A 26,251-nucleotide genomic window follows, 5' to 3' on the forward strand; every position below is an offset into this window, starting at 1 on the left:
ATAATTAAATCGACCCACAAGCGGAATACTCTTAATTACTCATCTTCAAGATAAGTATAACCGTACAGTCCCGCTTCAAATTCCTCAAGGAACTGCTGCTGCAACGCATCGTCCAGATCCGTCTGTTTTACCTGGTCGCGGAAATGCGTTAACAGCGTTTTCGGATCCAGTTGCACATATTGCAGCATATCCGCAACGGTATCGCCTTCGTCCGACAGCTCAACCTCGACGCTACCATCCGGGAAGACAAACACGTCAACCGCTTCAGTATCGCCAAACAGGTTGTGCATGTTACCGAGGATCTCCTGATAGGCGCCGACCATAAAGAAGCCGAGCATCGGCGGATTCTCTGGATCGTATTCCGGCATCGGCATCGTCGTGGCGATACCGTCGCCATCGATATAGTGGTCAATAGCGCCATCGGAATCACAGGTTATATCCAGCAGCACGGCACGACGTTCCGGTACCTGATCTAACCCTTCCAGCGGCAGCACCGGGAAGAGCTGATCGATTCCCCACGCGTCCGGCATTGACTGGAACAGCGAGAAGTTGACGTACATTTTGTCCGCCATTCGCTCTTGCAGTTCGTCGATAATCGGACGATGCGCACGGTTTTGCGGGTCCAGTTGCTTCTGCACTTCATGGCACATGCTGAGATAAAGTTGTTCCGCCCAGGCGCGCTCCTGCAAACTAAACGCGCCGGAAGAGTAGCCGATATGAATATCGTGCAGATCCATTTGGCTATCATGCAGCCATTCACGCAGCGAGCGGCGAGTGCCAGGCTTATGCATCTCCTGCCAGGTTTCCCACAGATTTTGCAGCGAGCGCGGCGCATCTTCAGCAGGGGCAGTCGGATCCGTGTATTCGTTACGCTCCACGCCGATAATGTTAGAGACCAGTACCGTATGGTGCGCAGTGACGGCGCGGCCAGACTCGGTAATCACCGTCGGATGCGGTAAACCATGCTCTTCGCAGGCATCGCCAATCGCCCAGATGATGTTATTGGCATATTCGTTCAGGCCATAGTTCACCGAACAGTCGGACTGCGAGCGGGTACCTTCATAATCCACGCCCAGACCGCCGCCCACGTCGAAGCACTGGATATTAACGCCCAGCTTATGCAGCTCAACATAGAAACGTGCGGACTCGCGCACGCCGGTCGCGATATCGCGAATGTTCGCCATCTGCGATCCCAGGTGGAAGTGCAACAATTGCAGACTGTCCAGACGCCCGGCGTCACGCAGGGTCTCCACCAGTTGCAGCACCTGGGTCGCCGCCAGGCCGAATTTTGATTTTTCGCCGCCGGAGGATTGCCACTTACCGGACCCCTGAGAGGCCAGACGCGCACGTACGCCCAGGCGAGGAACCACGTTCAGGCGCTCGGCTTCTTCCAGCACAATCGCGATTTCAGACATCTTTTCGATGACCAGATAAACCTTATGGCCCATCTTCTCGCCAATCAGCGCCAGCCGAATGTATTCACGGTCTTTATAACCATTACAGACGATCACGCTACGGGTCATGCCGGCATGCGCCAGCACCGCCATCAGTTCCGCTTTCGACCCCGCTTCCAGCCCCAACGGTTCACCGGAATGGATAAGGGACTCGATCACGCGGCGATGCTGATTGACCTTAATCGGATAAACGAGGAAGTAGTCGCCGTTATAACCGTAAGATTCACGCGCACGCTTAAACGCCGCGTTAATTGAACGCAAACGGTGTTGCAGGATCTGCGGGAAGCAGAACAGCGCCGGCAGACGCTGACCTTGCGCTTCGCGCGCTTTCACCAGTTTGGCAAGATCGACACGCGCTTCCGGTACGTCGGGATCGGGGCATACGCTAATATGGCCCAGCTCGTTGACGTCGTAGTAGTTATTGCCCCACCAGGCAATATTGTAAGTGCGCAGCATCTTGCTGGCTTCCTGGGAGCTCATTGCAACCTCCTGCATGGAGCGTAGTACACCCTGTTCGCCTGCTGACGAAGGCGAACCCATAGACATGTCGTCAGACATAGCGAACCTCAATTTTTATTAGCAAGTGTAAAACAGTTGACTACTATCGCAATCCGAAGACGCGATAACAACCCATAGACAAGCGGATTTTCCAGCAGATAGCGCTGATGCTCCGCCTGCGCGACCGGTTTCTTTTTCATATCATTGTAAACACGTAACCGAACTCACAGATAACGGTTCGGCGAAACCACGAGAAAACTCTTGCGTTAACAAGAGCGCCCTTGTTCAGTCTTCAGCGCCATTGCCGGCTCTGGAATCCTGAGAAGCGCCGAGATGGGTATAACATCGGCAGGTATGCAAAGCAGAGATGCAGATTGCGGGGGACATGCGCGCACCAGAACGATGCGACAGATTCAGCAGAATACAACGGTTCATTATCTCGTATCACCTCCACGGCCGCCTCGTAAGACGAACCCACAAGCCAAAGCAACGTTTTAACCCGGCTGGAAGTGGCGACACGAAGAAAACGTCGTGTGCTTTTGTATGAGCCGCGCGTCGCGTTTTATACCCAGAACGCAGAAAAAAAGCAAAGCATAAATGCGCATAATGTCAGCATTATCAGAAACGTTTACCGCCTGATTTTGACCGACATTGCGACGGCCTTCAAAAAAAGCTGGAAATTGGGCGAAGAAGTGACCTAAAATAGCCGTCCAGATGTTAATCCATCCATACTGATTAACACTCAGACTGCCAGTGTCAGTAACCTTCAGACTCATGGTAGAATCTTCTGTCATGACTATTCCGCACAACAGTTTGAGCTAACTAAATTCTCCTTAGGTGAAATTAAATATGGCAAAACACCTTTTTACGTCTGAGTCCGTATCAGAAGGGCATCCTGACAAAATCGCAGACCAAATCTCTGATGCCGTGTTGGACGCTATCCTGCAACAGGATCCGAAAGCACGCGTTGCCTGTGAAACCTACGTTAAAACCGGCATGGTTTTAGTTGGCGGTGAGATCACCACCAGCGCCTGGGTCGATATCGAAGAGATTACCCGTAATACGGTGCGCGAAATTGGCTATGTGCATTCCGACATGGGCTTTGACGCCAACTCTTGCGCGGTACTGAGCGCAATTGGCAAACAGTCTCCGGATATCAACCAGGGCGTTGACCGCGCAGACCCGCTGGAACAAGGCGCGGGCGACCAGGGCCTGATGTTTGGCTACGCGACAAATGAAACCGACGTACTGATGCCTGCGCCAATCACCTACGCGCACCGTCTGGTACAGCGTCAGGCTGAAGTGCGTAAAAATGGCACCCTGCCATGGTTGCGTCCGGATGCAAAAAGCCAGGTCACTTTCCAGTATGACGACGGCAAAATCGTCGGTATCGACGCCGTGGTTCTCTCTACGCAGCACGCAGAAGATATCGACCAAAAATCGCTGCAAGAAGCGGTGATGGAAGAGATCATCAAACCCATTCTGCCGTCTGAATGGTTAAATACGTCCACTAAGTTTTTTATCAACCCAACCGGGCGTTTTGTTATCGGCGGCCCGATGGGCGATTGTGGTCTGACCGGTCGTAAGATCATCGTTGATACCTACGGCGGTATGGCGCGTCACGGCGGCGGCGCCTTCTCCGGTAAAGATCCGTCTAAAGTTGACCGTTCTGCAGCTTACGCTGCGCGTTATGTCGCGAAAAACATCGTGGCGGCAGGTCTGGCGGATCGCTGTGAAATCCAGGTCTCCTACGCTATCGGCGTAGCGGAGCCGACGTCCATCATGGTGGAAACGTTCGGTACTGAAAAAGTGCCTGCTGAACAGTTGATTCTGCTGGTGCGCGAATTCTTCGACCTGCGCCCGTACGGCTTGATTCAGATGCTGGATCTGCTGCACCCGATCTACAAAGAAACTGCGGCTTACGGCCACTTCGGTCGCGAAAACTTCCCATGGGAAAAAACCGACAAAGCGCAACTGCTGCGCGATGCTGCCGGTCTGAAATAATCGCCCGCACCTGACGCTGTTTTTCAGTCAGGTAAACCATACCGTACTTATCAAGGCCAGCGCCCTGCTGGCCTTTATCATTGCTGATACACGCAACGTTATCAGATGTTCCAGCGTGTATTTATACTGACCTTTTTGTGATGCGCAGCACAATCCACTCTCCCCTTTCGTTTCTTCGACTACACTTTTTATCATTCAGTTTCAGTCATCATGAAAGCGGTTACATTCATTTTCATTAAGAACTGACCGCATCACTATCGGTATGCTAATTCTGCGATGAAAATATTACATATTTTTTCAACTTTGTCTGAATACCAGGCGATTGATATAGTTATAAGATTATTAAAACTATTATTTTTCAGATAATTAAATAATCACCGAGATAAATAGTAGTGTAAACGATTACACCATTGTGATTAGCCTCACATCTTTTTACGGCGTACTCACCTACTCTTAACATCGATAAAATTGCTAACCCAACCGGAGGGCATAATGCCTGACAATAAAAAACAAGGGCGTTCCAACAAGGCCATGACATTTTTTGTCTGCTTTCTTGCAGCCCTGGCAGGATTACTTTTTGGCCTGGATATCGGCGTTATCGCCGGTGCTTTACCCTTCATTACCGACGAGTTTCAAATTACCGCACACACTCAGGAATGGGTGGTCAGCTCCATGATGTTTGGCGCGGCCGTCGGCGCTGTCGGCAGCGGCTGGCTCTCCTTTAAGCTGGGTCGTAAAAAAAGCCTGATGATCGGCGCTATCCTGTTCGTCGCCGGTTCGCTGTTCTCCGCTGCGGCGCCTAACGTTGAAGTCCTGATTATTTCTCGCGTGCTGCTGGGTCTGGCCGTCGGCGTCGCTTCCTACACTGCACCGTTGTACCTGTCCGAGATCGCGCCGGAAAAAATTCGCGGCAGTATGATCTCAATGTACCAACTCATGATCACCATCGGGATTCTGGGCGCTTATCTGTCAGATACCGCGTTCAGCTACAGCGGCGCATGGCGCTGGATGCTCGGCGTGATCATCATCCCGGCCATTCTGCTGCTGATCGGCGTCTTCTTCCTGCCGGACAGCCCGCGCTGGTTTGCGGCGAAACGCCGCTTCCATGATGCTGAACGCGTCCTGTTGCGCCTGCGTGACACCAGTGCGGAAGCAAAACGTGAGCTCGATGAAATTCGCGAAAGTTTGCAGGTTAAACAGAGCGGTTGGGCGCTGTTCAAAGAGAACAGCAACTTCCGCCGCGCCGTGTTTCTTGGCATTTTGTTGCAGGTAATGCAGCAATTTACCGGGATGAACGTCATCATGTATTACGCGCCGAAAATCTTCGAACTGGCGGGGTACACGAATACTACGGAGCAGATGTGGGGCACCGTTATTGTTGGTCTGACTAACGTCCTGGCAACCTTCATCGCTATCGGCCTGGTTGACCGCTGGGGCCGCAAGCCGACCCTGACGCTGGGCTTCCTGGTCATGGCGATTGGTATGGGGATTCTGGGTACGATGATGCACATCGGCATCCATTCGCCGTCTGCGCAATACTTCGCTATCGCTATGCTGCTGATGTTCATCATTGGATTTGCGATGAGCGCTGGTCCGCTGATTTGGGTACTGTGCTCCGAAATCCAGCCGCTGAAAGGCCGCGATTTCGGCATCACCTGCTCCACCGCGACCAACTGGATCGCCAATATGATCGTCGGCGCAACGTTCCTGACCATGCTGAACAATCTGGGTAACGCCAACACCTTCTGGGTCTACGCTGGCCTGAACGTGCTGTTTATCCTGCTGACCCTGTGGCTGGTGCCGGAAACCAAACACGTTTCGCTGGAACACATTGAACGTAACCTGATGAAAGGTCGTAAACTGCGCGAAATCGGCGCCCACGACTAATCCCTCCACGCTTCCTCCTGCCACAGGAGGAAGCGTTTTTCTTGCAGTCCCTCTTCCGTCGCACTATTCTCTGCCGCTATGAAAACCCCTCGTCTCCCTATCGCTATCCAGCAGGCCGTAATGCGCCGCCTGCGGGAAAATCTCGCCCAAGCGAACCTCAAGCTCGATAGACATTATCCGGAGCCGAAACTGGTGTATACGCAACGCGGCACCTCGGCGGGCACCGCCTGGCTGGAGAGCTACGAAATCCGCCTCAACCCGGTGTTACTGCTGGAAAACATCGACACCTTTATTGCAGAGGTCGTGCCGCATGAACTGGCGCATCTGTTGGTGTGGAAGCACTTCGGACGCAAGGCTCCGCATGGCAAGGAATGGAAGTGGATGATGGAAAGCGTGCTGGGCGTTCCGGCCAGACGTACTCATCAATTTGCGCTGCAATCCGTACGGCGCAATACCTTTCCCTACCATTGCCAATGCCAGCAACATCAACTCACCGTCCGCCGTCATAATCGGGTAGTACGCGGCGAAGCGGTTTATCGTTGCGTTCACTGCGGCGAACCACTGGTCGCCGGGTAGTTTCCCGAAACGTCCGGGAACTTTCCTGAGCGGACTGATTGCATACAGACACAACTTTCGTTACGTTGCGGGCTCGTTTTGCTATGGAGTGTGCAATGTACCGTAATTTTTCTTTTGCCGCTGCGTTGCTGGCCGCAGCGTTTTCAGGCCATGCATTGGCCGACGGCATTAACAATTTTTCTCAGGCCAAAGCGGCGAGCGTCAAAGTCAATGCCGACGCGCCCGGCAGCTTTTACTGCGGGTGCCAAATCCGCTGGCAGGGTAAAAAAGGCGTCGTAGACCTGGAGTCCTGCGGCTATAAGGTGCGTAAAAACGAGAATCGCGCCAGACGCATTGAGTGGGAGCACGTTGTCCCCGCCTGGCAATTCGGTCATCAGCGCCAGTGCTGGCAGGACGGCGGGCGAAAAAACTGCGCTAAAGACCCGGTCTACCGCAAAATGGAAAGCGATATGCATAACCTGCAACCCGCGATTGGCGAAGTGAATGGCGATCGCGGCAACTTTATGTATAGCCAGTGGAACGGCGGCGAAGGTCAGTACGGGCAATGCGCCATGAAAGTGGATTTTAAAGCGAAAATCGCCGAGCCGCCCGCCCGCGCCCGTGGCGCAATCGCCCGCACTTATTTTTATATGCGCGACCAATACCAACTGAAACTTTCCCGCCAACAAACGCAGCTTTTTAACGTCTGGGATAAGCAGTACCCCGTTACCGCCTGGGAGTGCGAGCGCGATGCGCGTATCGCGAAGGTCCAGGGTAATCATAATCCCTATGTGCAACGCGCTTGCCAGGCGCGAAAGAGCTAACCTACACTAGCGGGATTCTTGTTAACCCATGCCCTGGATAGCCAAACGCCGGGGCCATGACGCGGATTTTTTTATTATGCGTATTCCCCGCATTTATCACCCTGAATTGTTGACGTCCGGTACGCAGATTTCGTTATGCGAAGATGCGGCCAACCATATTGGTCGTGTACTGCGCATGGGAGCGGGACAAGCGTTACAGCTGTTTGACGGCAGCAATCAGGTATTCGATGCTGAAATCATTAGCGCCAGTAAGAAAAGCGTTGAAGTGCAAGTGATGAAAGGCGAAATCGACGATCGTGAATCGCCGCTACATATCCATCTGGGCCAGGTGATGTCGCGCGGTGAAAAAATGGAATTTACTATCCAGAAATCGATCGAACTGGGTGTAAGCCTCATTACGCCACTGTTCTCTGAGCGCTGCGGCGTTAAACTGGATAATGAACGTCTGAACAAAAAGCGCCAGCAGTGGCAAAAGATCGCCATCGCCGCCTGCGAACAATGCGGGCGTAACCGGGTGCCGGAAATTCGCCCGCCGATGGCGCTGGAAGCCTGGTGCGCCGAGCAAGATTCCGGGCTGAAGCTCAATCTTCATCCGCGCGCCCATGCCAGCATCAACACTCTGCCGCTGCCGGTTGAACGCGTCCGACTGCTGATCGGCCCGGAAGGCGGGCTGTCGGCGGACGAAATCGCGATGACCGCGCGCTATCAGTTTACTGATATTCTGTTAGGACCTCGCGTTCTGCGTACTGAGACAACCGCGCTCACCGCCATTACCGCGCTACAGGTGCGTTTTGGCGACTTAGGATGAAGCGTTAACGGAGAAAATAATGATCAAGCTCGGCATCGTGATGGACCCCATCGCACACATCAACATCAAGAAAGACACCAGTTTCGCTATGCTGCTGGAAGCCCAACGTCGTGGTTATGAACTTCATTATATGGAGATGGCCGACCTTTATCTGATTAACGGCGAAGCCCGCGCCCGCACGCGAACGTTGAGCGTGGAGCAAAATTACGATAAATGGTACGAGTTCGGCAGCGAGCAGGAGATTAAACTCGCCGATCTGGACGTCATTTTGATGCGCAAAGATCCGCCGTTTGATACCGAGTTTATTTATGCGACCTATATTCTGGAACGCGCTGAAGAGGAAGGGACACTGATCGTCAACAAACCGCAAAGCCTGCGCGACTGTAATGAAAAACTGTATACCGCCTGGTTTGCCGACCTGACGCCGGAAACGCTAGTAACGCGCAATAAAGCGCAGCTCAAAGCGTTTTGGGAAAAACACGGCGATATCATTATGAAACCGCTGGACGGTATGGGCGGCGCGTCCATTTTCCGCGTTAAGGAAGGCGATCCTAACATAGGCGTTATTGCCGAAACGCTGACCGAGCTGGGCAACCGCTACTGCATGGCACAGAACTATTTGCCCGCTATCAAAGATGGCGATAAGCGCGTCCTGGTCGTCGACGGCGAGCCGGTGCCTTACTGCCTGGCGCGTATTCCGCAGGGCGGCGAAACCCGCGGCAACCTGGCGGCTGGTGGTCGCGGCGAACCCCGTCCGTTGAGCGAAAGCGACTGGGAAATCGCCCGCCGCGTTGGGCCAACGCTTAAAGCCAAAGGGCTTATTTTCGTCGGTCTGGATATTATCGGCGACCGCTTAACGGAAATTAACGTGACCAGCCCAACCTGCGTGCGTGAAATTGAAGCGGAATACCCGATCTCTATCACCGGGATGTTGATGGACGCCATCGAAGCGCGTCTGGCGAAGTAAAGGTTTATTGCCCGGTGGCGTGCGCTTACCGGGCCTGAGCAATCACGCCGCCCCGGTCGGATAAGGCGGCGCATCAGCATCGCCATCCGGCAATCTATTGCCCGATAAGGCCGCCGTCCTTTGGCAAAAGACGGCTTATATGAGTGACAACCGTCCGCTTTCCCCACATACTGAACGCTGTCGTTTTTTTGAACCAGGAAACAGAACCTCTGACAATGAATTTACAGCATCACTTTCTTATTGCCATGCCTGCGCTCCAGGACCCGATTTTCCGCCGTTCCGTGGTGTATATTTGCGAGCACAACCAGGACGGCGCTATGGGGATTATTATTAATAAGCCTTTGGAAAATCTGCAAATTGAAGGGATTCTGGAAAAACTAAAAATTACGCCGGAACCGCGCGATTCGTCAATTCGTCTTGATAAAGCCGTGATGCTCGGCGGCCCGCTGGCGGAAGATCGCGGATTTATTCTCCATACTCCGCCGTCACGTTTCGCCTCCAGCATTCGTATCTCAGACAATACCGTGATTACCACCTCCCGCGATGTGCTGGAAACGTTAGGTACCCAACAACAGCCTTCCGATGTGCTGGTCGCGCTGGGCTACGCCTCCTGGGATAAAGGCCAGCTTGAACAAGAGTTGCTTGATAACGCCTGGCTTACCGCGCCCGCCGATCTCAATATTTTGTTCAAAACGCCCATTGCCGAGCGCTGGCGCGAAGCGGCAAAACTTATTGGCATTGATATTCTGACCATGCCTGGCGTTGCGGGGCACGCCTGATGAGCGGCACCTTACTGGCCTTTGACTTCGGCACAAAAAGCATCGGCGTTGCAATAGGACAACGCATTACCGGCACCGCCCGTCCGCTTCCGGCAATCAAAGCACAGGACGGCACGCCCGACTGGACGCTCATTGAACGTTTGCTGAAAGAGTGGCAGCCGGACGAAATTATTGTCGGGCTACCGCTCAATATGGATGGCACTGAACAACCGCTGACGGCGCGCGCACGTAAATTCGCCAACCGTATTCATGGGCGTTTCGGGGTAACTGTCACGCTGCACGATGAACGACTCAGCACCGTTGAAGCACGCTCCGGTCTGTTTGAACGAGGTGGGTATCGCGCGCTGAACAAAGGCAAAGTGGACTCGGCCTCCGCCGTGATTATCCTCGAAAGCTATTTTGAACAGGGGTATTAAAGCCGTTTTTGTCAGCAGGCGGATAACGCGGTCACGGTTGCCAGGCTTACTGGGCAATAAGCTGGTTTAATGCCTTCAACGCCTGTAAACGCGCAGTCGCCTCCGCCTCATCAATCCGCCACATTCCCGCAAAGGCCAGCGCTGCGGCGTGCTTGCCTAGCGGTTGCGCCATAGAAACTTCACCATCAGCGTGATGCCACAGCACGTATCCCCGCTGGCGCTGCTGCGCCACATGCGGCGCCAGATTACGCCACTGCTCCGGAGTAAAACGCTGCATTAGCGCCTCATCGCTTTCTGCCGCCAGTAACGCCACTCCTGTTACCGACTGCCAGGCCGGGCACATACGAAACCCCGCCAACGCCTGACTTCCCTGCGAACCCGGCGTAGAGTGATAAATATAGATAATCTGGTCTTCCCATAGCACGCCTAATGCCACCACGATGTCTCTGGGCGCATGGCGCTCAAGGATAGGCAACGCATGGGAGAACAGCGCTGAACCGCGAATCGCCTGCGCCGCCAAAGCATGAATGCCTGGCCCGGGTAAATAGCGTCGGTGCTCATCCTGCATCGTGAGTCCAATAGAGGCCATCGTCATTAACAGGCGATTAACGCGCGTGGTATTAATATCCATCAGCCGGGCAAGCTCGCGACATCCGATAGCACGGTCGCTGGAGACCAGATATTGCAGACAGCGAATGCCATCTATCAGGCTTTGATTCGGTTGTGATGACATCGTTAAATGGCTTCGCTGTGGTTTTAACAAAGCTGCGATTTTAACGCCGGTTCGCCAGGATACAAGCCTGCATGCCGTTCAATCCACCGCGCCAGCCAACACTTTACAACGCCCCTACGCCGCCATCTTCGCTACAGTCGTCCCTGCGCCTGACGCCATTGCGCGCTCTGGGCGAATGTCATCATCCCCTGCTGCTGCCCGGTTTGTATCACGTGGGCCAACTGATGGAGTTTGCCTTCACGGATCAAATTCCCTGTGGCTGGCGTATTAATCAGTAATTCAAACAACGCCACGCGCCCCTCCTGTCTGTCGACCTCCAGTTTTTGCGATAGTACAGCGCGCAGACTACCCGCCAGTTGACTGCGTACCGGTTCTTTTTCCTGCGCCGGAAAACTATCCACTAATCTTTCCACCGCCTGCGCCGCACCGCGAGTATGCAGGGTTGCCAGTACCAGATGCCCCGTTTCCGCCGCCGTCAGCGCCAGGCGAATGGTCTCGCTGTCACGCAGCTCTCCCAGTAAAATGACATCGGGATCTTCACGTAACGCCGCGCGCAGCCCGGCGGCAAAAGTGGCGCAATGCTGGCCGATTTCCCGCTGCTGTATCAGGCAACGCTTGCTGGTGTAACGGTACTCAATAGGATCTTCCAGCGTCAGGATGTGTTTATCGGCATGTTGATTAAGATATCCCACCATCGCCGCCAGCGTGGTGGATTTCCCGCAGCCAGTAGCGCCAGTGACCAGAATCAGTCCGTTCTCGCTGGCAAGCAGTGCGGGTACTATCGGCGGCGTCTGGATTTCCGCCAGATCAGGACAACGCTCGGGCAATAGCCGTAGCGCCAGCGACGTTCCCTGTTGATGTGTGAACGCACTGGCGCGCAGGCGCCGCGTGCCAGACAGCGAGACGGCGAAATCAAGCTGGCCGTGCGTTCGCCACTGATATTGTTGCGCATCATTAAGCCAATCAAGCAGAAGCCTGTCGACATCAGGCGCGGTAAAAGGCGCGTTCTCCATGCGTCCTTGTTTGCGCCATCGCGCAGGCCAGGCGTTACACAGGTGTAGATCCGAGACGTTATGCTTTACACTAAGCGTCACAATTTCTTCCATATTCATATAAACATCCTCGGAAAATGAACGATATCGCGCATAACCTGGCATACATCCGGGACAAAATCTCCGCCGCGGCGACGCGTTGCGGCCGCTCTTCAGAAGAAGTTACGTTGCTTGCAGTGAGTAAAACCAAACCTGCGAGCGACATCGCAGAAGCCATTGCCGCCGGACAACGGGCATTTGGTGAAAATTATGTACAAGAGGGGGTGGAAAAAATCCGCCACTTTCAGGAAGCGAAAGTGGAAGGCCTGCACTGGCACTTTATTGGCCCTTTACAGTCCAACAAAAGTCGGCTGGTGGCCGAGCATTTTGACTGGTGTCATACCATCGATCGCCTGCGTATCGCCTCGCGGCTGAGCGAACAGCGCCCGGATAATCTGCCGGCGCTAAATGTTCTGATCCAAATTAATATCAGCGATGAAAACAGCAAATCAGGCATTCCGCTGGCGGAACTGGATGAGCTGGCCGCTGCGGTGGCTACACTGCCGCGTCTGCGACTTCGCGGACTGATGGCGATCCCGGCGCCAGAGTCAGATTATGTAAGGCAGTTTGAAGTCGCACGTCAAATGGCTGTAGCATTTGCCGGGCTGAAAGCACGCTACCCTGACGTTGATACCCTATCTCTGGGTATGAGCGACGATATGGAAGCCGCGATTGCGGCAGGTAGCACAATGGTGCGCATCGGCACCGCTATCTTTGGTGCTCGTGATTACACAAAAAATTAAGGAAAACTGAGGAACGCCATGAATACGTTGACCTTCCTGCTCTCAACGGTAATTGAGCTGTATACCATGGTGCTATTATTGCGCGTGTGGATGCAGTGGGCCCGCTGTGACTTTTACAACCCTTTCTCCCAGTTCGTGGTGAAAATTACGCAGCCCATCATCGGACCGCTGCGTCGCATTATCCCGCCAATGGGGCCGATTGACAGCGCTTCCCTGCTGGTGGCGTTTATTCTTAGCGTTATTAAGGCGATAGTGCTGTTTAAGGTAATTACGTTTCAGGCGATTATCTGGATTGCCGCGGTGCTTATCTTACTTAAAACAATCGGCCTGCTGATCTTCTGGGTGCTGCTGGTCATGGCTATCATGAGCTGGGTGAGCCAGGGTCGTAGCCCGATTGAATATGTATTGATTCAGCTTGCCGAGCCGCTGCTCAGCCCGATTCGCCGTATACTGCCTGCAATGGGCGGCATCGACTTCTCGCCGATGGTTCTGGTGCTGCTGCTGTATGTCGTTAATATGGGAATCGCTGAAGTCTTACAAGCGACGGGCAACATGTTGCTGCCGGGGCTGTGGATGGCGTTATGAGTGCTGTGACTCGCTGCGAAGACGGTCTGGTGTTACGGCTTTATATTCAGCCGAAAGCCAGCCGCGACAGTATTGTGGGCTTACATGGCGACGAGGTGAAAGTCGCCATTACTGCCCCGCCGGTTGACGGTCAGGCAAACAGCCATCTGATCAAGTTTCTCGGTAAACAGTTTCGCGTGGCGAAAAGTCAGATCGTCATCGAAAAAGGCGAGCTGGGCCGTCACAAACAGGTAAAAATTATTCACCCGCAACAGATCCCGCCGGAAATTGCGGCGTTAACTGAGTAGGTATTCCATGCAAAAAGTTGTTCTCGCAACCGGCAACGCCGGTAAAGTGCGCGAGCTCGCGTCGCTGTTAAGCGATTTTGGGCTTGATGTGGTAGCACAAACGGAACTGGGCGTTGACTCCGCGGAAGAAACCGGCCTGACGTTTATTGAAAACGCGATTCTCAAAGCGCGCCATGCCGCTAAAATGACCGGTCTGCCCGCCATTGCCGATGACTCCGGTCTGGCCGTTGACGTTTTAGGCGGCGCGCCGGGTATCTATTCCGCGCGCTATTCTGGCGAAAACGCGACAGATCAGCAAAATCTGGAAAAACTGCTGCATACTCTACGGGATGTTCCGGACGACAAACGCCAGGCGCGATTCCATTGTGTGCTGGTTTATTTGCGTCATGCCGAAGATCCCACACCGATAGTCTGTCACGGTAGCTGGCCTGGCGTCATTACTCGCCAGGCGGTCGGAAATGGCGGATTTGGCTATGATCCCATTTTCTTCGTACCGTCTGAAGGCAAAACCGCCGCAGAACTGACCCGTGAAGAAAAAAGCGCGATTTCCCACCGTGGACAAGCGCTCAAGCTGCTGCTGGATGCGTTACGCAATGGCTAAACTACCGCCGCTCAGTCTTTATATTCATATTCCCTGGTGTGTACAAAAATGTCCATATTGCGACTTCAATTCCCATGCGTTGAAGGGCGAGGTGCCGCATGACGACTACGTCCAGCATCTGTTAAGCGATCTGGACGCCGATGTCGCCTGGGCGCAAGGGCGTGAAGTAAAGACCATTTTTATTGGCGGCGGTACGCCAAGCCTGCTTTCCGGGCCGGCGATGCAAACGCTGCTGGACGGCGTGCGTGCACGCCTGAATCTGGCGGCGGATGCAGAAATTACCATGGAAGCGAACCCCGGCACGGTCGAAGCCGACCGCTTCATCGACTATCAGCGTGCCGGCGTAAACCGGATCTCCATTGGCGTGCAGAGCTTTAGTGAGCCTAAGCTGGAACGTCTTGGCCGTATTCACGGTCCACAAGAGGCGATGCGGGCAGCAAGACTGGCAAATGGGCTTGGGCTACGCAGCTTTAACCTCGACTTGATGCATGGATTGCCGGACCAAACGCTGGAAGAGGCGCTGAATGATTTGCGACAGGCGATTGCGCTTAATCCGCCGCATCTCTCATGGTATCAATTGACGATTGAACCCAACACTCTGTTCGGTTCGCGTCCGCCGGTTTTACCGGACGATGACGCACTGTGGGATATCTTTGAGCAGGGCCACCAGTTATTAACCGCCGCGGGCTATCAGCAATACGAAACGTCGGCCTATGCCAAACCCGGTTATCAGTGCCAGCATAATCTGAACTACTGGCGCTTTGGCGACTATCTGGGGATTGGCTGCGGCGCCCACGGTAAAGTCACCTTCCCGGGCGGCAGGATCCTGCGCACCACCAAAACCCGTCACCCACGCGGTTATATGCAGGGACGTTACCTGGAAAGCCAGCGTGACGTGAGTGATGACGATAAACCCTTTGAGTTCTTTATGAATCGTTTTCGGTTGCTGGAGCGCGCGCCTCGCGCCGAATTTGTCGCCTATACCGGGCTTACGGAAGCGGTTATTCGTCAGCCAATCGACGAGGCTATTGCCCAGGGCTACCTGACCGAATGCGAGCAATACTGGCAGATTACCCGGCACGGTAAACTGTTTTTAAACTCTCTTCTTGAGTTGTTTCTCGCGGAATAACAAGGAATAAGCCTGTCGCGCCAGCGGGTAAAATACCTGATAGCGCGACGCTTACCGACCTGTGGCGGTTAATGCGCCGCCGGCAAGCGCATTATTTAATAACCCCTTTACGACGCAAATCGTCCGTATCTTTTTTCCAGCGCTCGTAACCGTCATTAATATCCATAATTTTCACACGGATATCACTCTGTTGCATCTGAAGTTTCTGTACCGCTATATTCAGCGGATATTGTCCTTTCTCTAACGTTATCCAGTCATTCTGCGCTTTTCGACGCAGCTCTTCTGATTTCAAAAATACCTGCCGCCGTTGCTCGTGTATGTCTAAATCTCTTTTCTGCTGAATAGCCGCTTCATTGCACGGCTCACTCTGCTTACGGCACGCGTCTAATGCCGGTTGATAGACCTCTTTTTCGTATTTCTCGGCATATACGCTGCTATCGTTGGCTTTTACATAATCATCGCGCTCTTTTAACGTCTTTTTAAACGCCTCGGCGCGGGTCAACGGTTTCCCATCAGCGCCTTTTCCCCAATATGCGTCCGCTTCTTTTTTAGCTACCGCTATTTTCTTATCCAGGGCAGAGAGTTGTTCTTCAAGACCGGGGATCGACGCTTTCTGCGCACGCCAGGAGGCTTCAATGTTGCCAAACCGATAGTTAAAGTCATCACTGTTGACGATCAGGTATTTATCATTCGTTTTAATGTCGTCAATAGCCCGGCCCTGATCGCTGGCTGCCATTTGTAATGAGTAATAGTTCACCGTCCAGCCAGAGGCTGGCGTCCCTTTACTGGTTAACATGGCAGAAAATTTAACGGGACGCTCTTTGGTCCAGGTTTTTTCAACAAAATAATAATCCGCCGCCATACCAACGCCGGTATACATATCTTCACGGGAAGAAATATCCCCTTCGGCAGACCAGGTGGCCTGATTGCCCGTCGAATCAAGATTTTTTAAGGTAATGGAATCCAGTTTAAGTATGCCGTGGTACTGCTTACTAAACTGTTCTTTTAAGATGTTATCGGAGGGTTGAGCAACCTCTGCCCAACTATAGCCTGAAATCAGGGCAAATAGCACTGCGCCAGCAATCCATTGTCGAACCACTTGTGGACCTCCCGTCCAGAGACATGACGCCCACGATTATCATAACCAGGATGATAATTAGCAAGATAATAGTGTTGGTTGTGCGAGAGGTCTTCCAAAGATGGCCCCGGCCTTCCGACCGGGGCATTCTCTTTAATACTGATTGAACATCGTCTGGATCTGTTTTGGATCTTTAGTCTGGGTTAACGCCAGTTGCAGTAAGACACGCGCTTTTTGCGGGTTCAGCGTGCCGGAAGCGACAAAGCCGTATTTTGCATCGTCAACTTCCGCATCCTGCGTGGTTGCGCCAGTCGGCACACGTGAAGAACGCACCACTACCGTACCGTTGTGCGCGGCGGTCGCCAGGGTATCAAAGACCGTTTTATACAGGTTGCCGTTACCCACGCCTGCGCTCACGATCCCGTCATAACCCGCGTCTACCAGCGCTTTTGCCGGCAGATCGGACGCATTCGCATAGTTATAAACGATACCGACTTTCGGCAACGCGGTCAGCTTCGACACGTCGAACGGGGTGGAGGTGGTATGTTTACGCTCTGGCGTACGCTGGTAGTCAATTTTACCGTTGTGGATATAACCCAGCGGGCCGTAGTTAACCGCTTTAAACGTCGCCACGTCAGTCGTATTGGTCTTAGTGACGTCGCGTCCGTCCATCACGGTATCATTCATTACCACCAGCACGCCGCGATTGGCAGACTGTTTATCAGCCGCTGTTACTACCGCATTATAGAGGTTGAACGGGCCATCTGCGCTCATTGACGTGGAAGGACGCATCGCGCCGACCAGTACCACCGGTTTATTGCATTTCACGGTCAGATCGAGGAAATAAGCGGTTTCTTCCATCGTATCAGTACCGTGGGTGATCACGAAACCGTCGGTGCTGTCGCACTCGGTATTGATTTTTTTCGCCAGCGTGAGCCAGACTTCATCGTTCATATCCTGCGAGCCAATGTTAACGACCTGCTCGCCTTTCACTACCGCAATGTCCTTCAATTGAGGAACGGCATCCACCAGATTTTCGACGCCAACTTTACCTGCCGTATAATTTGATTTTGTTGCTGAATCACCGCCACCAGCGATCGTTCCGCCGGTCGCTAAGATGGTGATATTCGGTAAAGCGAACGCTGCGCCGCTGAAACCCATTACCAGAGCAGCTAATGCCGTTTTCCTGAAAAACTCCATGTTATATCTCCAGTTATGTCAACTGGTCGCATTATCCCTATATTGCAGACGAATAATGTGATGTCATACGATTAACCAGCGATATATATCCAACAGAGAGTATTTTTTAGAGATGGATAACAAAATGCAGGAAAAAACAGAATAAAAAGGCGCAGATACGATCTACACCATTGTTTAAAAAGGAAAGATTACTTCAGGCTGCCAACCAGCGCTTTGCGGCTATCTTCTAAGGTTACTACGCGGCTACAGACATCTTTGCCAAACTGCTGGAAATCTTTCTCCTGATTTTTCCATTCGTTCTGGATAGCGGTTTGCAAACCACCGAGGCTGCCCATCACGCCCTGTAAAGGATTGCCGCCGCCTTTAAGCACCGCTTTGGCGCCCATTTCGTTAATGCTGTCCTGCAAAATACCGCCCATCGCCTGATTCACCAACTGCTGACCGTCGGCACGCACCTGGTCGATAGCCTTATAGTGGAACGTCAGGCCGTCCGTACGATGTTCGATAATACGGTTCATTTGCGCTTTTAATTGCGCATCAAGCTTCGTCAGACGGCTACGCATGTTGCTGCTTTCGCCCACCTCTTTAGCGATGATTTTATCCAGCGCCACGCGGCCTTTTTCGACGCGCGATCGGGCGCCCTCATCAATCCACGGCAGCGCGCTTCGCAGTTCCGCCTGGTAATCTTTCGCCTGCTCGCGCTGCGCGGCGCTAAGGGTGTACTGCTTACCGTTGTACATCACATTGCCGTCCGGCGTGATCACCAGGTTGCCGTTTTCACCTTTCACCTGCACCGTTTGTGGACTCAGGATCACATCGTCACGCGGCGTGACGCTGCATTTGTAATCTGCATGAGCGGCCATCGCCGTAAACGTTAGCACTGCCGCCAGCAGCGTTTTGCGCATCATAACTTTCCCTCAAGACAAAGCGGGCCGGCATTTGCCGACCCTGTACTCATTAGTCCCACCAAACGTCGAAAAGTTCGCTGGTTCGGACTTCTTCAAGGTTGCGCGCTTCCAGCCACTTACGCACAATCGCCTGATGTTCTTCGGTACATTTACCGATTTCCTGCATACAAATCAGCCCTTCCCAGGCCAGGTAGCCGCTGCCGTCAAACGCCAGTTTATTAGGCTCAATAACGTCATTAATAAAGTCATCGACAGTCTTATCGACCTGCTCTTCAGATGTACCTTCCGGAAAACGCCATGCCACCGAAAATCCTAATTCCTGGAATTCGTCAATGTGCATTTTTTTACGCAGACGACGACTACGGTTCTTTGCCATTATTTCACCCTCTCGAACATTAAGTCCCATACGCCATGACCAAGACGATGGCCACGTTGTTCAAATTTCGTTACCGGGCGCGATTCCGGGCGCGGTACATAATCATTGCTCTCTGACAGATTTTTGTACCTGTCGATAGAAGACATGACTTCAAGCATGTGTTCCGCATACGCTTCCCAGTCGGTCGCCATATGGAAAACGCCGCCCAATTTCAGCTTGCTCAATACCAGTTCAGCAAACGGCACCTGAACGATACGGCGTTTATTATGACGCGCTTTATGCCACGGGTCAGGGAAAAAGAGCTGAACCATCGATAAAGAATTGTCAGGAATCATTTTATGCAACACTTCTACCGCGTCATGGCACATGACGCGCAGGTTTTCAACGCCCTCTTCATGAGCGGACGCCAGGCACGCGCCGACGCCGGGCGAATGCACTTCAATGCCGAGGAAATTCTGCTCCGGGCGCGCTTTCGCCATCGCCACGAGAGACGCCCCCATGCCAAAACCAATCTCCAGCGTCACCGGCGCTTCGCGACCAAACAACGTGGCGAAATCTACCGGCGCTTCGCTGAACTCGACGCCCATCACCGGCCAGTAGTTTTCCAGCGCGTGCTCTTGCCCCTTTGTCAGTCGCCCCTGGCGACGAACAAAACTACGAATACGGCGCAGTGGGCGACCGTTTTCATCAAATTCCGGTGAAATGACGTCGTTTTTCATAAAAGTGTAGTCTGCTGTGTTTGAGTTCTGAAAACGGGCATTATCCAAAGTTAGTTGCCGGATGCAAGCATGAAGCGCACTGCGGAAAGTTCCGGTTTACACCCTGCGGCCTCTGTGCTGCAATCTTGCCCCCGGCAATAATGAATGAGTTTCCATGCAAGCGTCTCAATTTTCAGCCCAGGTTCTGGACTGGTACGACAAATACGGGCGGAAAACGCTGCCCTGGCAAATTAACAAGACGCCTTACAAAGTATGGCTCTCGGAAGTCATGTTGCAACAAACGCAGGTGACGACGGTGATTCCTTACTTTGAGCGATTTATGGCGCGCTTTCCGACGGTAACGGATTTAGCGAATGCGCCGCTGGATGAAGTACTCCATTTATGGACCGGGCTCGGCTATTACGCCCGCGCGCGTAATTTGCACAAAGCGGCGCAACAGGTGGCGACGCTTCACGGTGGAGAATTCCCGCAAACTTTTGCCGAAATCGCCGCGCTACCCGGCGTCGGGCGTTCAACCGCCGGCGCAATTCTCTCCCTCGCGTTAGGTAAACATTATCCGATTCTTGATGGAAACGTTAAACGTGTGCTGGCTCGCTGTTATGCTGTTAGCGGCTGGCCTGGAAAAAAAGAGGTGGAGAATACGCTGTGGACGTTGAGCGAGCAAGTGACGCCCGCACGCGGCGTGGAGCGTTTTAATCAGGCGATGATGGATCTGGGCGCGATGGTTTGTACGCGTTCAAAGCCAAAGTGCACCCTGTGTCCGCTGCAAAACGGTTGTATCGCCGCTGCGCATGAAAGCTGGTCACGCTATCCGGGCAAGAAACCGAAACAGACGTTGCCGGAGCGGACGGGTTACTTTTTATTGTTACAGCATAATCAGGAGATTTTCCTGGCGCAGCGCCCTCCCAGCGGTTTATGGGGCGGACTCTACTGCTTTCCGCAGTTCGCCAGCGAAGATGAATTACGTGAATGGCTGGCGCAACGGCATGTTAATGCTGATAATTTGACCCAGCTTAACGCGTTTCGCCACACATTTAGCCATTTCCACCTGGATATTGTGCCTATGTGGCTTCCCGTGTCGTCACTGGACGCCTGCATGGATGAAGGCAGCGCGCTCTGGTATAACTTAGCGCAACCGCCGTCAGTCGGACTGGCGGCCCCCGTGGAGCGCTTGTTACAGCAGTTACGTACCGGAGCGCCAGTTTAACGCCCCGGTCGATGAAGAGGATGACTTATGAGCAGAACGATTTTTTGTACTTACCTGCAACGCGACGCTGAAGGGCAAGATTTTCAGCTCTACCCTGGCGAACTGGGAAAACGTATCTATAACGAGATCTCTAAGGACGCGTGGGCGCAGTGGCAGCATAAGCAGACCATGTTGATTAACGAGAAAAAGCTCAACATGATGAACGCCGAGCACCGTAAGCTGCTGGAACAGGAGATGGTGAGCTTCCTGTTCGAAGGCAAAGACGTTCATATCGAAGGTTATACGCCAGAAGATAAAAAATAGGCCCGTTGCTGAATGAAGCTGCGCTTATTCGGCCTGTGAGTTATGCCGGATAAGCCCTTAGCGCCGCTGCCCGGCAACATGGCATAACGACAACACAACATGCACTCCCGGAATGATGAAAAAATTACTCGCGCTTGCTGTTATTGCGCCGTTGCTCATCTCCTGCTCCAGTTCGACCAAAAAAGGCGAGACGTATAATGAAGCCTGGGTCAAGGATACCAACGGCTTTGATATTTTGATGGGGCAATTTGCCAACAATATTGAAAATCTGTGGGGATATAAGGAAGTCCTGATCGCCGGGCCGAAAGACTACGTCAAATATACCGATCAGTTCCAGACCCGCAGCCACATCAACTTTGATGATGGGACCATTACCGTTGAAACCATCGCCGGGACGGAACCTACCGCACATCTGCGCCGGGCCATTATTAAAACGTTGCTCATGGGTGACGACCCAACCTCCGTCGATCTTTACTCCGATGTCGATGACATAAAAATTTCTAAAGAACCCTTCCTGTATGGTCAGGTCCTCGACAATACCGGCCAGCCTATTCGCTGGGAAGGCCGCGCCACGACATTCGCGGATTACTTGCTGAAAACGCGGCTCAAAAGCCGCAGTAACGGCCTGCGTATTATTTACAGCGTCACCATTAATCTGGTGCCGAACCACCTTGATAAACGCGCGCATAAATATATTGGCATGGTACGCCAGGCCTCCCGTAAATACGGCGTTGACGAGTCGCTGATTCTGGCGATTATGCAAACGGAGTCCTCGTTTAACCCGTATGCAGTCAGCCACGCGGATGCGCTGGGCCTGATGCAGGTGGTGCAACACAGCGCCGGGAAAGATGTTTTCCGTTCTCAGGGTAAGTCCGGCACGCCAAGCCGTAACTTCCTGTTCGACCCCGCCAGCAATATCGATACCGGCACAGCGTATCTGGCAATGTTGAATAATGTCTATCTGAGCGGTATTGAGAATCCGACGTCGCGGCGCTATGCGGTCATTACCGCCTACAATGGCGGCGCAGGCAGCGTATTACGCGTATTCTCGAACGATAAGATTCAGGCCGCGAATATGATTAACCGCATGTCGCCGGGGGATGTGTACCAGATATTAACCACCCGACATCCATCTGCGGAGTCGCGCCGCTATCTGTATAAGGTGAATTCCGCCCAGCGATCGTATCGCCGCCGATAAACCATCGCATCCCGTCTCTGGCCGGCAAATGACAGAGGCGGGAAAGGTAAAAGTGTTAACTCCGTCACTCTTTTGCTTTGCAATCAGAAATTGTTTGCAAATATTTGTCACAGGTAACAAAAAAAGCCCGCCTCTCATTGATAGAATCACACCAAATCACAACGGCAAATGTGCCTTTTAAAACATTCATCCGCTCTCAGGTGTGAGGAAATTAACATGAATCTTAAGCTGCAGCTTAAAATACTCTCTTTTCTGCAGTTCTGTCTGTGGGGAAGCTGGCTCACTACCCTGGGCTCGTATATGTTCGTCACCTTAAAATTTGACGGCGCATCTATTGGCGCAGTTTATAGTTCACTGGGGATTGCCGCCGTCTTTATGCCGACCTTGTTAGGCATTGTGGCTGACAAATGGCTGAGCGCGAAATGGGTCTATGCCCTGTGTCATGTCGTCGGCGCCATCACGCTATTCATGGCCGCGGAAGTCACTACGCCTGGGGCGATGTTCTTTGTGATCCTGCTTAACTCGCTGGCCTATATGCCGACGTTGGGCTTGATCAATACAATATCGTATTACCGCCTGCAGTCTGCCGGCATGGATATTGTGACTGACTTCCCGCCTATCCGTATCTGGGGCACCATTGGCTTTATTCTGGCGATGTGGGGCGTGAGTTTCTCCGGTTTCGAGCTGAGCCATATGCAGCTTTATATCGGCGCGACGCTTTCCGTTCTGCTGGTACTGTTTACCTTTACCCTGCCGCACATTCCGGTGGCGAACCAACAGAAAAACCAGAGCTGGACATCAATGCTGGGCCTTGACGCTTTTGCGCTGTTTAAAAATAAGCGGATGGCGATTTTCTTCATCTTCTCCATGATGCTGGGCGCGGAACTGCAGATCACCAACATGTTTGGCAACACCTTCCTGCATAGCTTTGATAAAGATCCGCTATTCGCCAGTAGCTTTATCGTGCAGCACGCCTCGGTGATGATGTCGATTTCGCAGATTTCTGAAACGTTATTCATCCTGACCATTCCGTTCTTCCTGAACCGTTATGGTATTAAGAACGTTATGCTTATCAGTATTGTGGCGTGGATGCTGCGTTTCGGCCTGTTCGCTTATGGCGACCCGACGCCGTTCGGTACCGTTCTGCTGGTATTGTCGATGATTGTGTACGGCTGCGCCTTCGATTTCTTCAACATTTCTGGCTCGGTGTTTGTCGAAAAAGAAGTACGCCCGGAAATCCGCGCCAGCGCGCAGGGGATGTTCCTGATGATGACCAATGGCTTCGGCTGTATCCTGGGCGGCATTGTGAGCGGTAAAGTGGTGGAGTATTACACTCAAAACGGCATTACCGACTGGCAGACCGTGTGGCTCATCTTCGCAGGCTACTCGCTGGTGCTGGCCTTTGCGTTCGTAGCCTTGTTCAAATACAAACACGTTCGCGTTCCGGCAAGTTCGCAACCCGTTGCACATTAATCCTTGCCCTGTTTCGCAGGCCGGATAAGGCGTAAATGCCTTATCCGGCCTGCAGGCAACGTTACTTTAAAACATATCCGTACAAGCGTTGAATTCCATCGGCATCGGTCTCGCTATATACCCCCTGCAATTCCGGCGAAAAACCGGGCAACAGATTGATGCCCTCTTCCAGCGCCAAAAAATAACGCTGCGCCGCGCCGCCCCAAATCTCCCCCGGCACCACGCACAGTACGCCCGGCGGGTATGGCAATGCCCCCTCGGCAGCAATACGCCCGTCCGCCTCGCTGATACGCACCAGCTCTACATCGCCGCGAATAAAGGCGCTGTTGGCGTCCTGTGGGTTCATCGCCACATGCGGCAGGCTTTCTTTGCGGAACATCGCTTTTTGCAGATCCTTAACGTCAAAGCTAACGTACAGGTTGTGCATCTCCTGACATAGCTCACGCAGGGTGTAATCGCGGTAGCGCACCGGGTATTTCTGAAAAACCGTCGGCAATACATCCGCAAGCGGCGTATCGTCTTCAATGTGCCGTTCAAATTGCGCCAGCATCGCGACCAGCCGCGCCAGTTTCTCTTCGCTCTCGGCGGGTGTCAGCAAGAACAGAATCGAGTTGAGATCGCACTTCTCAGGCACAATACCGTTCTCACGCAGATAGTGGGCGAGAATGGTCGCCGGGATGCCGAATTCGGTGTACCGCCCACTATCGGCATCAATACCTGGCGTGGTCAGTAACAGTTTACAAGGATCGACAAAATACTGGTCATCCGCATAACCCTCAAAGCCATGCCATTTCGCCCCAGGTTCAAAACTGAAGAAACGACGATTGCTGGCAATGGTCTCCGTCGGATATGTCTGCCACGGCTTGCCGTCAACCACCAGTGGGATAAAGGGCTGAAGCAGTTTGCAGCGGGCGAGAATGGCTTTACGCGCGTCAATGCCCAGCGCAACGCACTCCGCCCACAGGCGGCGACCGCTCTCCCCTTCGTGGATTTTGGCATTGATATCCAGCGCCGCAAACAGCGGGTAGAACGGGCTGGTCGAGGCGTGCAACATGAAGGCGTTGTTCAGGCGTTTGTGCGGGCAAAAACGCGCCTGGCCGCGAATATGGTTATCTTTTTTGTGGATCTGCGAGGTTTGTGAGAACCCCGCCTGTTGCTTATGTACCGATTGGGTCACAAAGATCCCTGGGTCGTTTTCATTAAGCTCCAGCCGCAACGGCGAGGTATCCGCCATCATATTGATAAACTGCTCATAGCCTACCCACGCGGAGTCAAACAGAATGTAATCGCAGAGATGCCCGATTTTATCCACCACCTGACGGGCGTTGTAAATAGTGCCGTCATAGGTACCCAGCTGAATGATCGCCAGGCGAAACGGACGCGACGCATCGGCGCTTTCCGGCATCACGTCACGAATCTGGTCGCGCAGGTACGTTTCATCAAAACAGTGCGCATCAATACCACCGATAAAACCAAACGGGTTGCGCGCCGCTTCAAGATAGACCGGCGTCGCCCCGGCCTGAATCAGGGCGCCGTGGTGGTTGGATTTGTGATTATTACGATCAAACAGCACCAGATCGCCGCGCGTCAGCAGGGCGTTGGTGACCACTTTATTCGCCGCCGAAGTTCCATTCAGCACAAAGTAGGTTTTATCCGCATTAAACACTTTTGCCGCAAATTTCTGCGCGTGTTTGGCAGAACCTTCATGTATGAGCAGATCGCCAAGTTTCACATCGGCGTTACACATATCCGCACGAAACAGGTTTTCACCAAAAAAGTCATAAAAATGGCGGCCTGCGGGATGTTTTCTAAAAAACTCGCCATGCTGGTGCCCCGGACAAGCAAAGGTACTATTCCCCATGTCGACATACTGGGTCAGGGTGCCATAAAAGGGCGGCAGAAGTTCCGCTTCGTAGCGACAGGCAGCGTTTTCCAGCTCCAGCCATTCCTGCGCGTTCCCGCCGATTACCGCCGTAACGCCGACAGGCGCGCTGACGGGTTCATCCGCAAGCATAAATACCGGCAGGTGAAAACCGGTGCGTTTAAGCAACGCCAGAATACCGCTACGGCTGTCGGCAGGGGTAATGACGACTGCGGCCACATCGGTAAAGTCTGTACTGTCCAGCGCCACTACGTTTCGGTGGGTGGAGAGACGGGGGATGAGTTCACCGCTGGCGGCAATATTCATTGATTTCATAAGCACAAATACCCGTTTCGGGAGTAGAGTAACCCCGGACAAGGCCGATGCCTTGCCCAACGAGATGCCGGGTCAAACTGGATACCAGCTCCGACCGCCAGACATCAGTAAAAACAGACTGTTTCTGATTTTACTGTTGTCCTGCAGTGAGCGTGCGCTGCCCTCACCGCATAGCGGGGATGACAAAAAAAAGGAAAGAAAGGGGCAAACCTCGCGCAGTCAGGCGACAGT

At 53.1% G+C, this 26,251-nt stretch carries 29 protein-coding genes; 17 read left to right on the top strand and 12 right to left on the bottom strand.

The features are described from left to right. Positions 1-35: 35 nt before the first annotated feature. The 4 genes from speA to ACLJZ5_RS07640 all read right to left on the bottom strand — a co-directional run bounded on the left by speA (position 36) and on the right by ACLJZ5_RS07640 (position 2,746). Positions 36-2,012 (bottom strand): biosynthetic arginine decarboxylase, encoded by a 1,977-nt coding sequence (gene speA, locus ACLJZ5_RS07625; protein WP_031617850.1) that lies wholly within the window; start codon positions 2,010-2,012, stop codon positions 36-38. Positions 2,013-2,020: 8 nt separating this feature from the next. Next, a complete protein-coding gene (gene yqgB / locus ACLJZ5_RS07630) occupies positions 2,021-2,152 on the bottom strand; it encodes an acid stress response protein YqgB (protein ID WP_000729109.1) in 132 nt (43 codons plus the stop codon). 85 nt (positions 2,153-2,237) lie between these two features. Further along, entirely contained in the window at positions 2,238-2,387 is a 150-nt protein-coding gene (locus ACLJZ5_RS07635) for a hypothetical protein (protein WP_001751809.1), read from the bottom strand. A 59-nt stretch (positions 2,388-2,446) separates the two neighbouring features. Then, positions 2,447-2,746: a hypothetical protein gene (locus tag ACLJZ5_RS07640; RefSeq protein WP_001543499.1), complete on the bottom strand. Its 300-nt coding sequence runs from the start codon at positions 2,744-2,746 to the stop codon at positions 2,447-2,449. A 55-nt stretch (positions 2,747-2,801) separates the two neighbouring features. Between ACLJZ5_RS07640 and metK the strand changes: the two genes are divergently transcribed. The 8 genes from metK (at position 2,802) to ruvX (ending at position 10,192) form a co-directional block, all read left to right on the top strand. After that, complete coding sequence (gene metK / locus ACLJZ5_RS07645; protein ID WP_001062140.1) at positions 2,802-3,956, top strand: methionine adenosyltransferase; 1,155 nt, start codon at positions 2,802-2,804, stop codon at positions 3,954-3,956. A gap of 492 nt (positions 3,957-4,448) precedes the next feature. Then, positions 4,449-5,843 (top strand): galactose/proton symporter, encoded by a 1,395-nt coding sequence (gene galP, locus ACLJZ5_RS07650; protein ID WP_001113171.1) that lies wholly within the window; start codon positions 4,449-4,451, stop codon positions 5,841-5,843. Positions 5,844-5,921: 78 nt separating this feature from the next. After that, positions 5,922-6,419 (top strand): SprT family zinc-dependent metalloprotease, encoded by a 498-nt coding sequence (locus tag ACLJZ5_RS07655; RefSeq protein WP_000856775.1) that lies wholly within the window; start codon positions 5,922-5,924, stop codon positions 6,417-6,419. Between the two features lie 95 nt (positions 6,420-6,514). Continuing rightward, a complete protein-coding gene (endA, locus tag ACLJZ5_RS07660) occupies positions 6,515-7,222 on the top strand; it encodes a deoxyribonuclease I (protein ID WP_024798336.1) in 708 nt (235 codons plus the stop codon). Positions 7,223-7,298: 76 nt separating this feature from the next. Then, positions 7,299-8,030 carry a 16S rRNA (uracil(1498)-N(3))-methyltransferase gene (rsmE, locus tag ACLJZ5_RS07665; RefSeq protein ID WP_001675718.1) on the top strand — a complete coding sequence of 244 codons (732 nt, stop codon included), beginning with the start codon at positions 7,299-7,301 and terminating at the stop codon, positions 8,028-8,030. Between the two features lie 19 nt (positions 8,031-8,049). Continuing rightward, complete coding sequence (gshB, locus tag ACLJZ5_RS07670) at positions 8,050-8,997, top strand: glutathione synthase (RefSeq protein WP_000593248.1); 948 nt, start codon at positions 8,050-8,052, stop codon at positions 8,995-8,997. Positions 8,998-9,212: 215 nt separating this feature from the next. Further along, positions 9,213-9,776: a YqgE/AlgH family protein gene (locus ACLJZ5_RS07675; protein ID WP_020437849.1), complete on the top strand. Its 564-nt coding sequence runs from the start codon at positions 9,213-9,215 to the stop codon at positions 9,774-9,776. Further along, positions 9,776-10,192 (top strand): Holliday junction resolvase RuvX, encoded by a 417-nt coding sequence (ruvX, locus tag ACLJZ5_RS07680; RefSeq protein WP_000017096.1) that lies wholly within the window; start codon positions 9,776-9,778, stop codon positions 10,190-10,192. The genes ACLJZ5_RS07675 and ruvX overlap by 1 nt, the downstream gene beginning before the upstream one ends. Positions 10,193-10,238: 46 nt before the next feature. Here ruvX and ACLJZ5_RS07685 read toward each other — a convergent pair whose 3' ends face one another. Then, complete coding sequence (locus ACLJZ5_RS07685) at positions 10,239-10,925, bottom strand: IclR family transcriptional regulator (protein WP_024798286.1); 687 nt, start codon at positions 10,923-10,925, stop codon at positions 10,239-10,241. Between the two features lie 131 nt (positions 10,926-11,056). Continuing rightward, complete coding sequence (locus ACLJZ5_RS07690; RefSeq protein ID WP_024798287.1) at positions 11,057-12,037, bottom strand: type IV pilus twitching motility protein PilT; 981 nt, start codon at positions 12,035-12,037, stop codon at positions 11,057-11,059. A 17-nt stretch (positions 12,038-12,054) separates the two neighbouring features. Between ACLJZ5_RS07690 and ACLJZ5_RS07695 the strand changes: the two genes are divergently transcribed. From ACLJZ5_RS07695 to hemW, 5 genes are read left to right on the top strand one after another with little or no spacing between them, the layout of a single operon-like run. Continuing rightward, positions 12,055-12,759 carry a YggS family pyridoxal phosphate-dependent enzyme gene (locus ACLJZ5_RS07695; protein ID WP_000997812.1) on the top strand — a complete coding sequence of 235 codons (705 nt, stop codon included), beginning with the start codon at positions 12,055-12,057 and terminating at the stop codon, positions 12,757-12,759. Positions 12,760-12,777: 18 nt separating this feature from the next. Further along, positions 12,778-13,344 carry a YggT family protein gene (locus ACLJZ5_RS07700; RefSeq protein WP_001094848.1) on the top strand — a complete coding sequence of 189 codons (567 nt, stop codon included), beginning with the start codon at positions 12,778-12,780 and terminating at the stop codon, positions 13,342-13,344. After that, positions 13,341-13,631 (top strand): DUF167 family protein YggU, encoded by a 291-nt coding sequence (gene yggU / locus ACLJZ5_RS07705; RefSeq protein WP_001277203.1) that lies wholly within the window; start codon positions 13,341-13,343, stop codon positions 13,629-13,631. The genes ACLJZ5_RS07700 and yggU overlap by 4 nt, the downstream gene beginning before the upstream one ends. 7 nt (positions 13,632-13,638) lie before the next feature. Continuing rightward, on the top strand, positions 13,639-14,232 hold the full coding sequence (locus tag ACLJZ5_RS07710) for an XTP/dITP diphosphatase (RefSeq protein WP_023195148.1): 594 nt from the start codon (positions 13,639-13,641) through the stop codon (positions 14,230-14,232). Beyond that, entirely contained in the window at positions 14,225-15,361 is a 1,137-nt protein-coding gene (gene hemW, locus ACLJZ5_RS07715) for a radical SAM family heme chaperone HemW (protein ID WP_024798288.1), read from the top strand. Before ACLJZ5_RS07710 ends, hemW begins: the two co-directional genes overlap by 8 nt. 91 nt (positions 15,362-15,452) lie before the next feature. On the opposite strand, the gene ACLJZ5_RS07720 is transcribed toward hemW, so the two are convergent. From ACLJZ5_RS07720 to trmB, 5 genes are all read right to left on the bottom strand, one after another. After that, positions 15,453-16,460 carry a DUF1202 domain-containing protein gene (locus ACLJZ5_RS07720; protein WP_024798289.1) on the bottom strand — a complete coding sequence of 336 codons (1,008 nt, stop codon included), beginning with the start codon at positions 16,458-16,460 and terminating at the stop codon, positions 15,453-15,455. A 132-nt stretch (positions 16,461-16,592) separates the two neighbouring features. Continuing rightward, positions 16,593-17,639 carry an L-asparaginase 2 gene (gene ansB, locus ACLJZ5_RS07725; RefSeq protein ID WP_000394189.1) on the bottom strand — a complete coding sequence of 349 codons (1,047 nt, stop codon included), beginning with the start codon at positions 17,637-17,639 and terminating at the stop codon, positions 16,593-16,595. 188 nt (positions 17,640-17,827) lie between these two features. Further along, entirely contained in the window at positions 17,828-18,547 is a 720-nt protein-coding gene (locus tag ACLJZ5_RS07730; protein WP_000984827.1) for a DUF2884 domain-containing protein, read from the bottom strand. A gap of 49 nt (positions 18,548-18,596) precedes the next feature. Then, on the bottom strand, positions 18,597-18,923 hold the full coding sequence (locus ACLJZ5_RS07735) for a YggL family protein (RefSeq protein WP_001107574.1): 327 nt from the start codon (positions 18,921-18,923) through the stop codon (positions 18,597-18,599). Further along, on the bottom strand, positions 18,923-19,642 hold the full coding sequence (trmB, locus tag ACLJZ5_RS07740; RefSeq protein WP_024798290.1) for a tRNA (guanosine(46)-N7)-methyltransferase TrmB: 720 nt from the start codon (positions 19,640-19,642) through the stop codon (positions 18,923-18,925). The genes ACLJZ5_RS07735 and trmB overlap by 1 nt, the downstream gene beginning before the upstream one ends. A 154-nt stretch (positions 19,643-19,796) precedes the next feature. On the opposite strand from trmB, the gene mutY reads away from it, so the two are divergent. From mutY to ACLJZ5_RS07760, 4 genes are all read left to right on the top strand, one after another. Next, on the top strand, positions 19,797-20,849 hold the full coding sequence (gene mutY, locus ACLJZ5_RS07745) for an A/G-specific adenine glycosylase (protein WP_001148959.1): 1,053 nt from the start codon (positions 19,797-19,799) through the stop codon (positions 20,847-20,849). Between the two features lie 27 nt (positions 20,850-20,876). Next, positions 20,877-21,152 carry an oxidative damage protection protein gene (locus ACLJZ5_RS07750; protein ID WP_000091706.1) on the top strand — a complete coding sequence of 92 codons (276 nt, stop codon included), beginning with the start codon at positions 20,877-20,879 and terminating at the stop codon, positions 21,150-21,152. A 112-nt stretch (positions 21,153-21,264) separates the two neighbouring features. Then, the gene (gene mltC / locus ACLJZ5_RS07755) at positions 21,265-22,350 is read left to right on the top strand and encodes a membrane-bound lytic murein transglycosylase MltC (protein WP_000976289.1); all 1,086 of its coding nucleotides are present in this window, start codon (positions 21,265-21,267) and stop codon (positions 22,348-22,350) included. 216 nt (positions 22,351-22,566) lie between these two features. Further along, entirely contained in the window at positions 22,567-23,823 is a 1,257-nt protein-coding gene (locus ACLJZ5_RS07760) for a nucleoside permease (protein WP_024797645.1), read from the top strand. Positions 23,824-23,884: 61 nt separating this feature from the next. Here the strand turns inward: ACLJZ5_RS07760 and ACLJZ5_RS07765 are convergent, their stop codons facing one another. Beyond that, entirely contained in the window at positions 23,885-26,020 is a 2,136-nt protein-coding gene (locus tag ACLJZ5_RS07765; RefSeq protein WP_024797644.1) for an ornithine decarboxylase, read from the bottom strand. Between the last annotated feature and the right edge of the window lie 231 nt (positions 26,021-26,251).

Source organism: Salmonella sp. 5800 (genome assembly GCF_046558195.1).
Lineage (GTDB): Bacteria > Pseudomonadota > Gammaproteobacteria > Enterobacterales > Enterobacteriaceae > Salmonella > Salmonella enterica.

Bases quoted from the DNA above. Each gene is read 5' to 3' on its own strand.
- speA (WP_031617850.1), bottom strand. From the start codon at position 2,012: ATGTCTGACGACATGTCTATGGGTTCGCCTTCGTCAGCAGGCGAACAG.
- yqgB (WP_000729109.1), bottom strand. From the start codon at position 2,152: ATGAAAAAGAAACCGGTCGCGCAGGCGGAGCATCAGCGCTATCTGCTG.
- ACLJZ5_RS07635 (WP_001751809.1), bottom strand. From the start codon at position 2,387: ATGAACCGTTGTATTCTGCTGAATCTGTCGCATCGTTCTGGTGCGCGC.
- ACLJZ5_RS07640 (WP_001543499.1), bottom strand. From the start codon at position 2,746: ATGACAGAAGATTCTACCATGAGTCTGAAGGTTACTGACACTGGCAGT.
- metK (WP_001062140.1), top strand. From the start codon at position 2,802: ATGGCAAAACACCTTTTTACGTCTGAGTCCGTATCAGAAGGGCATCCT.
- galP (WP_001113171.1), top strand. From the start codon at position 4,449: ATGCCTGACAATAAAAAACAAGGGCGTTCCAACAAGGCCATGACATTT.
- ACLJZ5_RS07655 (WP_000856775.1), top strand. From the start codon at position 5,922: ATGAAAACCCCTCGTCTCCCTATCGCTATCCAGCAGGCCGTAATGCGC.
- endA (WP_024798336.1), top strand. From the start codon at position 6,515: ATGTACCGTAATTTTTCTTTTGCCGCTGCGTTGCTGGCCGCAGCGTTT.
- rsmE (WP_001675718.1), top strand. From the start codon at position 7,299: ATGCGTATTCCCCGCATTTATCACCCTGAATTGTTGACGTCCGGTACG.
- gshB (WP_000593248.1), top strand. From the start codon at position 8,050: ATGATCAAGCTCGGCATCGTGATGGACCCCATCGCACACATCAACATC.
- ACLJZ5_RS07675 (WP_020437849.1), top strand. From the start codon at position 9,213: ATGAATTTACAGCATCACTTTCTTATTGCCATGCCTGCGCTCCAGGAC.
- ruvX (WP_000017096.1), top strand. From the start codon at position 9,776: ATGAGCGGCACCTTACTGGCCTTTGACTTCGGCACAAAAAGCATCGGC.
- ACLJZ5_RS07685 (WP_024798286.1), bottom strand. From the start codon at position 10,925: ATGTCATCACAACCGAATCAAAGCCTGATAGATGGCATTCGCTGTCTG.
- ACLJZ5_RS07690 (WP_024798287.1), bottom strand. From the start codon at position 12,037: ATGAATATGGAAGAAATTGTGACGCTTAGTGTAAAGCATAACGTCTCG.
- ACLJZ5_RS07695 (WP_000997812.1), top strand. From the start codon at position 12,055: ATGAACGATATCGCGCATAACCTGGCATACATCCGGGACAAAATCTCC.
- ACLJZ5_RS07700 (WP_001094848.1), top strand. From the start codon at position 12,778: ATGAATACGTTGACCTTCCTGCTCTCAACGGTAATTGAGCTGTATACC.
- yggU (WP_001277203.1), top strand. From the start codon at position 13,341: ATGAGTGCTGTGACTCGCTGCGAAGACGGTCTGGTGTTACGGCTTTAT.
- ACLJZ5_RS07710 (WP_023195148.1), top strand. From the start codon at position 13,639: ATGCAAAAAGTTGTTCTCGCAACCGGCAACGCCGGTAAAGTGCGCGAG.
- hemW (WP_024798288.1), top strand. From the start codon at position 14,225: ATGGCTAAACTACCGCCGCTCAGTCTTTATATTCATATTCCCTGGTGT.
- ansB (WP_000394189.1), bottom strand. From the start codon at position 17,639: ATGGAGTTTTTCAGGAAAACGGCATTAGCTGCTCTGGTAATGGGTTTC.
- ACLJZ5_RS07730 (WP_000984827.1), bottom strand. From the start codon at position 18,547: ATGATGCGCAAAACGCTGCTGGCGGCAGTGCTAACGTTTACGGCGATG.
- ACLJZ5_RS07735 (WP_001107574.1), bottom strand. From the start codon at position 18,923: ATGGCAAAGAACCGTAGTCGTCGTCTGCGTAAAAAAATGCACATTGAC.
- trmB (WP_024798290.1), bottom strand. From the start codon at position 19,642: ATGAAAAACGACGTCATTTCACCGGAATTTGATGAAAACGGTCGCCCA.
- mutY (WP_001148959.1), top strand. From the start codon at position 19,797: ATGCAAGCGTCTCAATTTTCAGCCCAGGTTCTGGACTGGTACGACAAA.
- ACLJZ5_RS07750 (WP_000091706.1), top strand. From the start codon at position 20,877: ATGAGCAGAACGATTTTTTGTACTTACCTGCAACGCGACGCTGAAGGG.
- mltC (WP_000976289.1), top strand. From the start codon at position 21,265: ATGATGAAAAAATTACTCGCGCTTGCTGTTATTGCGCCGTTGCTCATC.
- ACLJZ5_RS07760 (WP_024797645.1), top strand. From the start codon at position 22,567: ATGAATCTTAAGCTGCAGCTTAAAATACTCTCTTTTCTGCAGTTCTGT.
- ACLJZ5_RS07765 (WP_024797644.1), bottom strand. From the start codon at position 26,020: ATGAAATCAATGAATATTGCCGCCAGCGGTGAACTCATCCCCCGTCTC.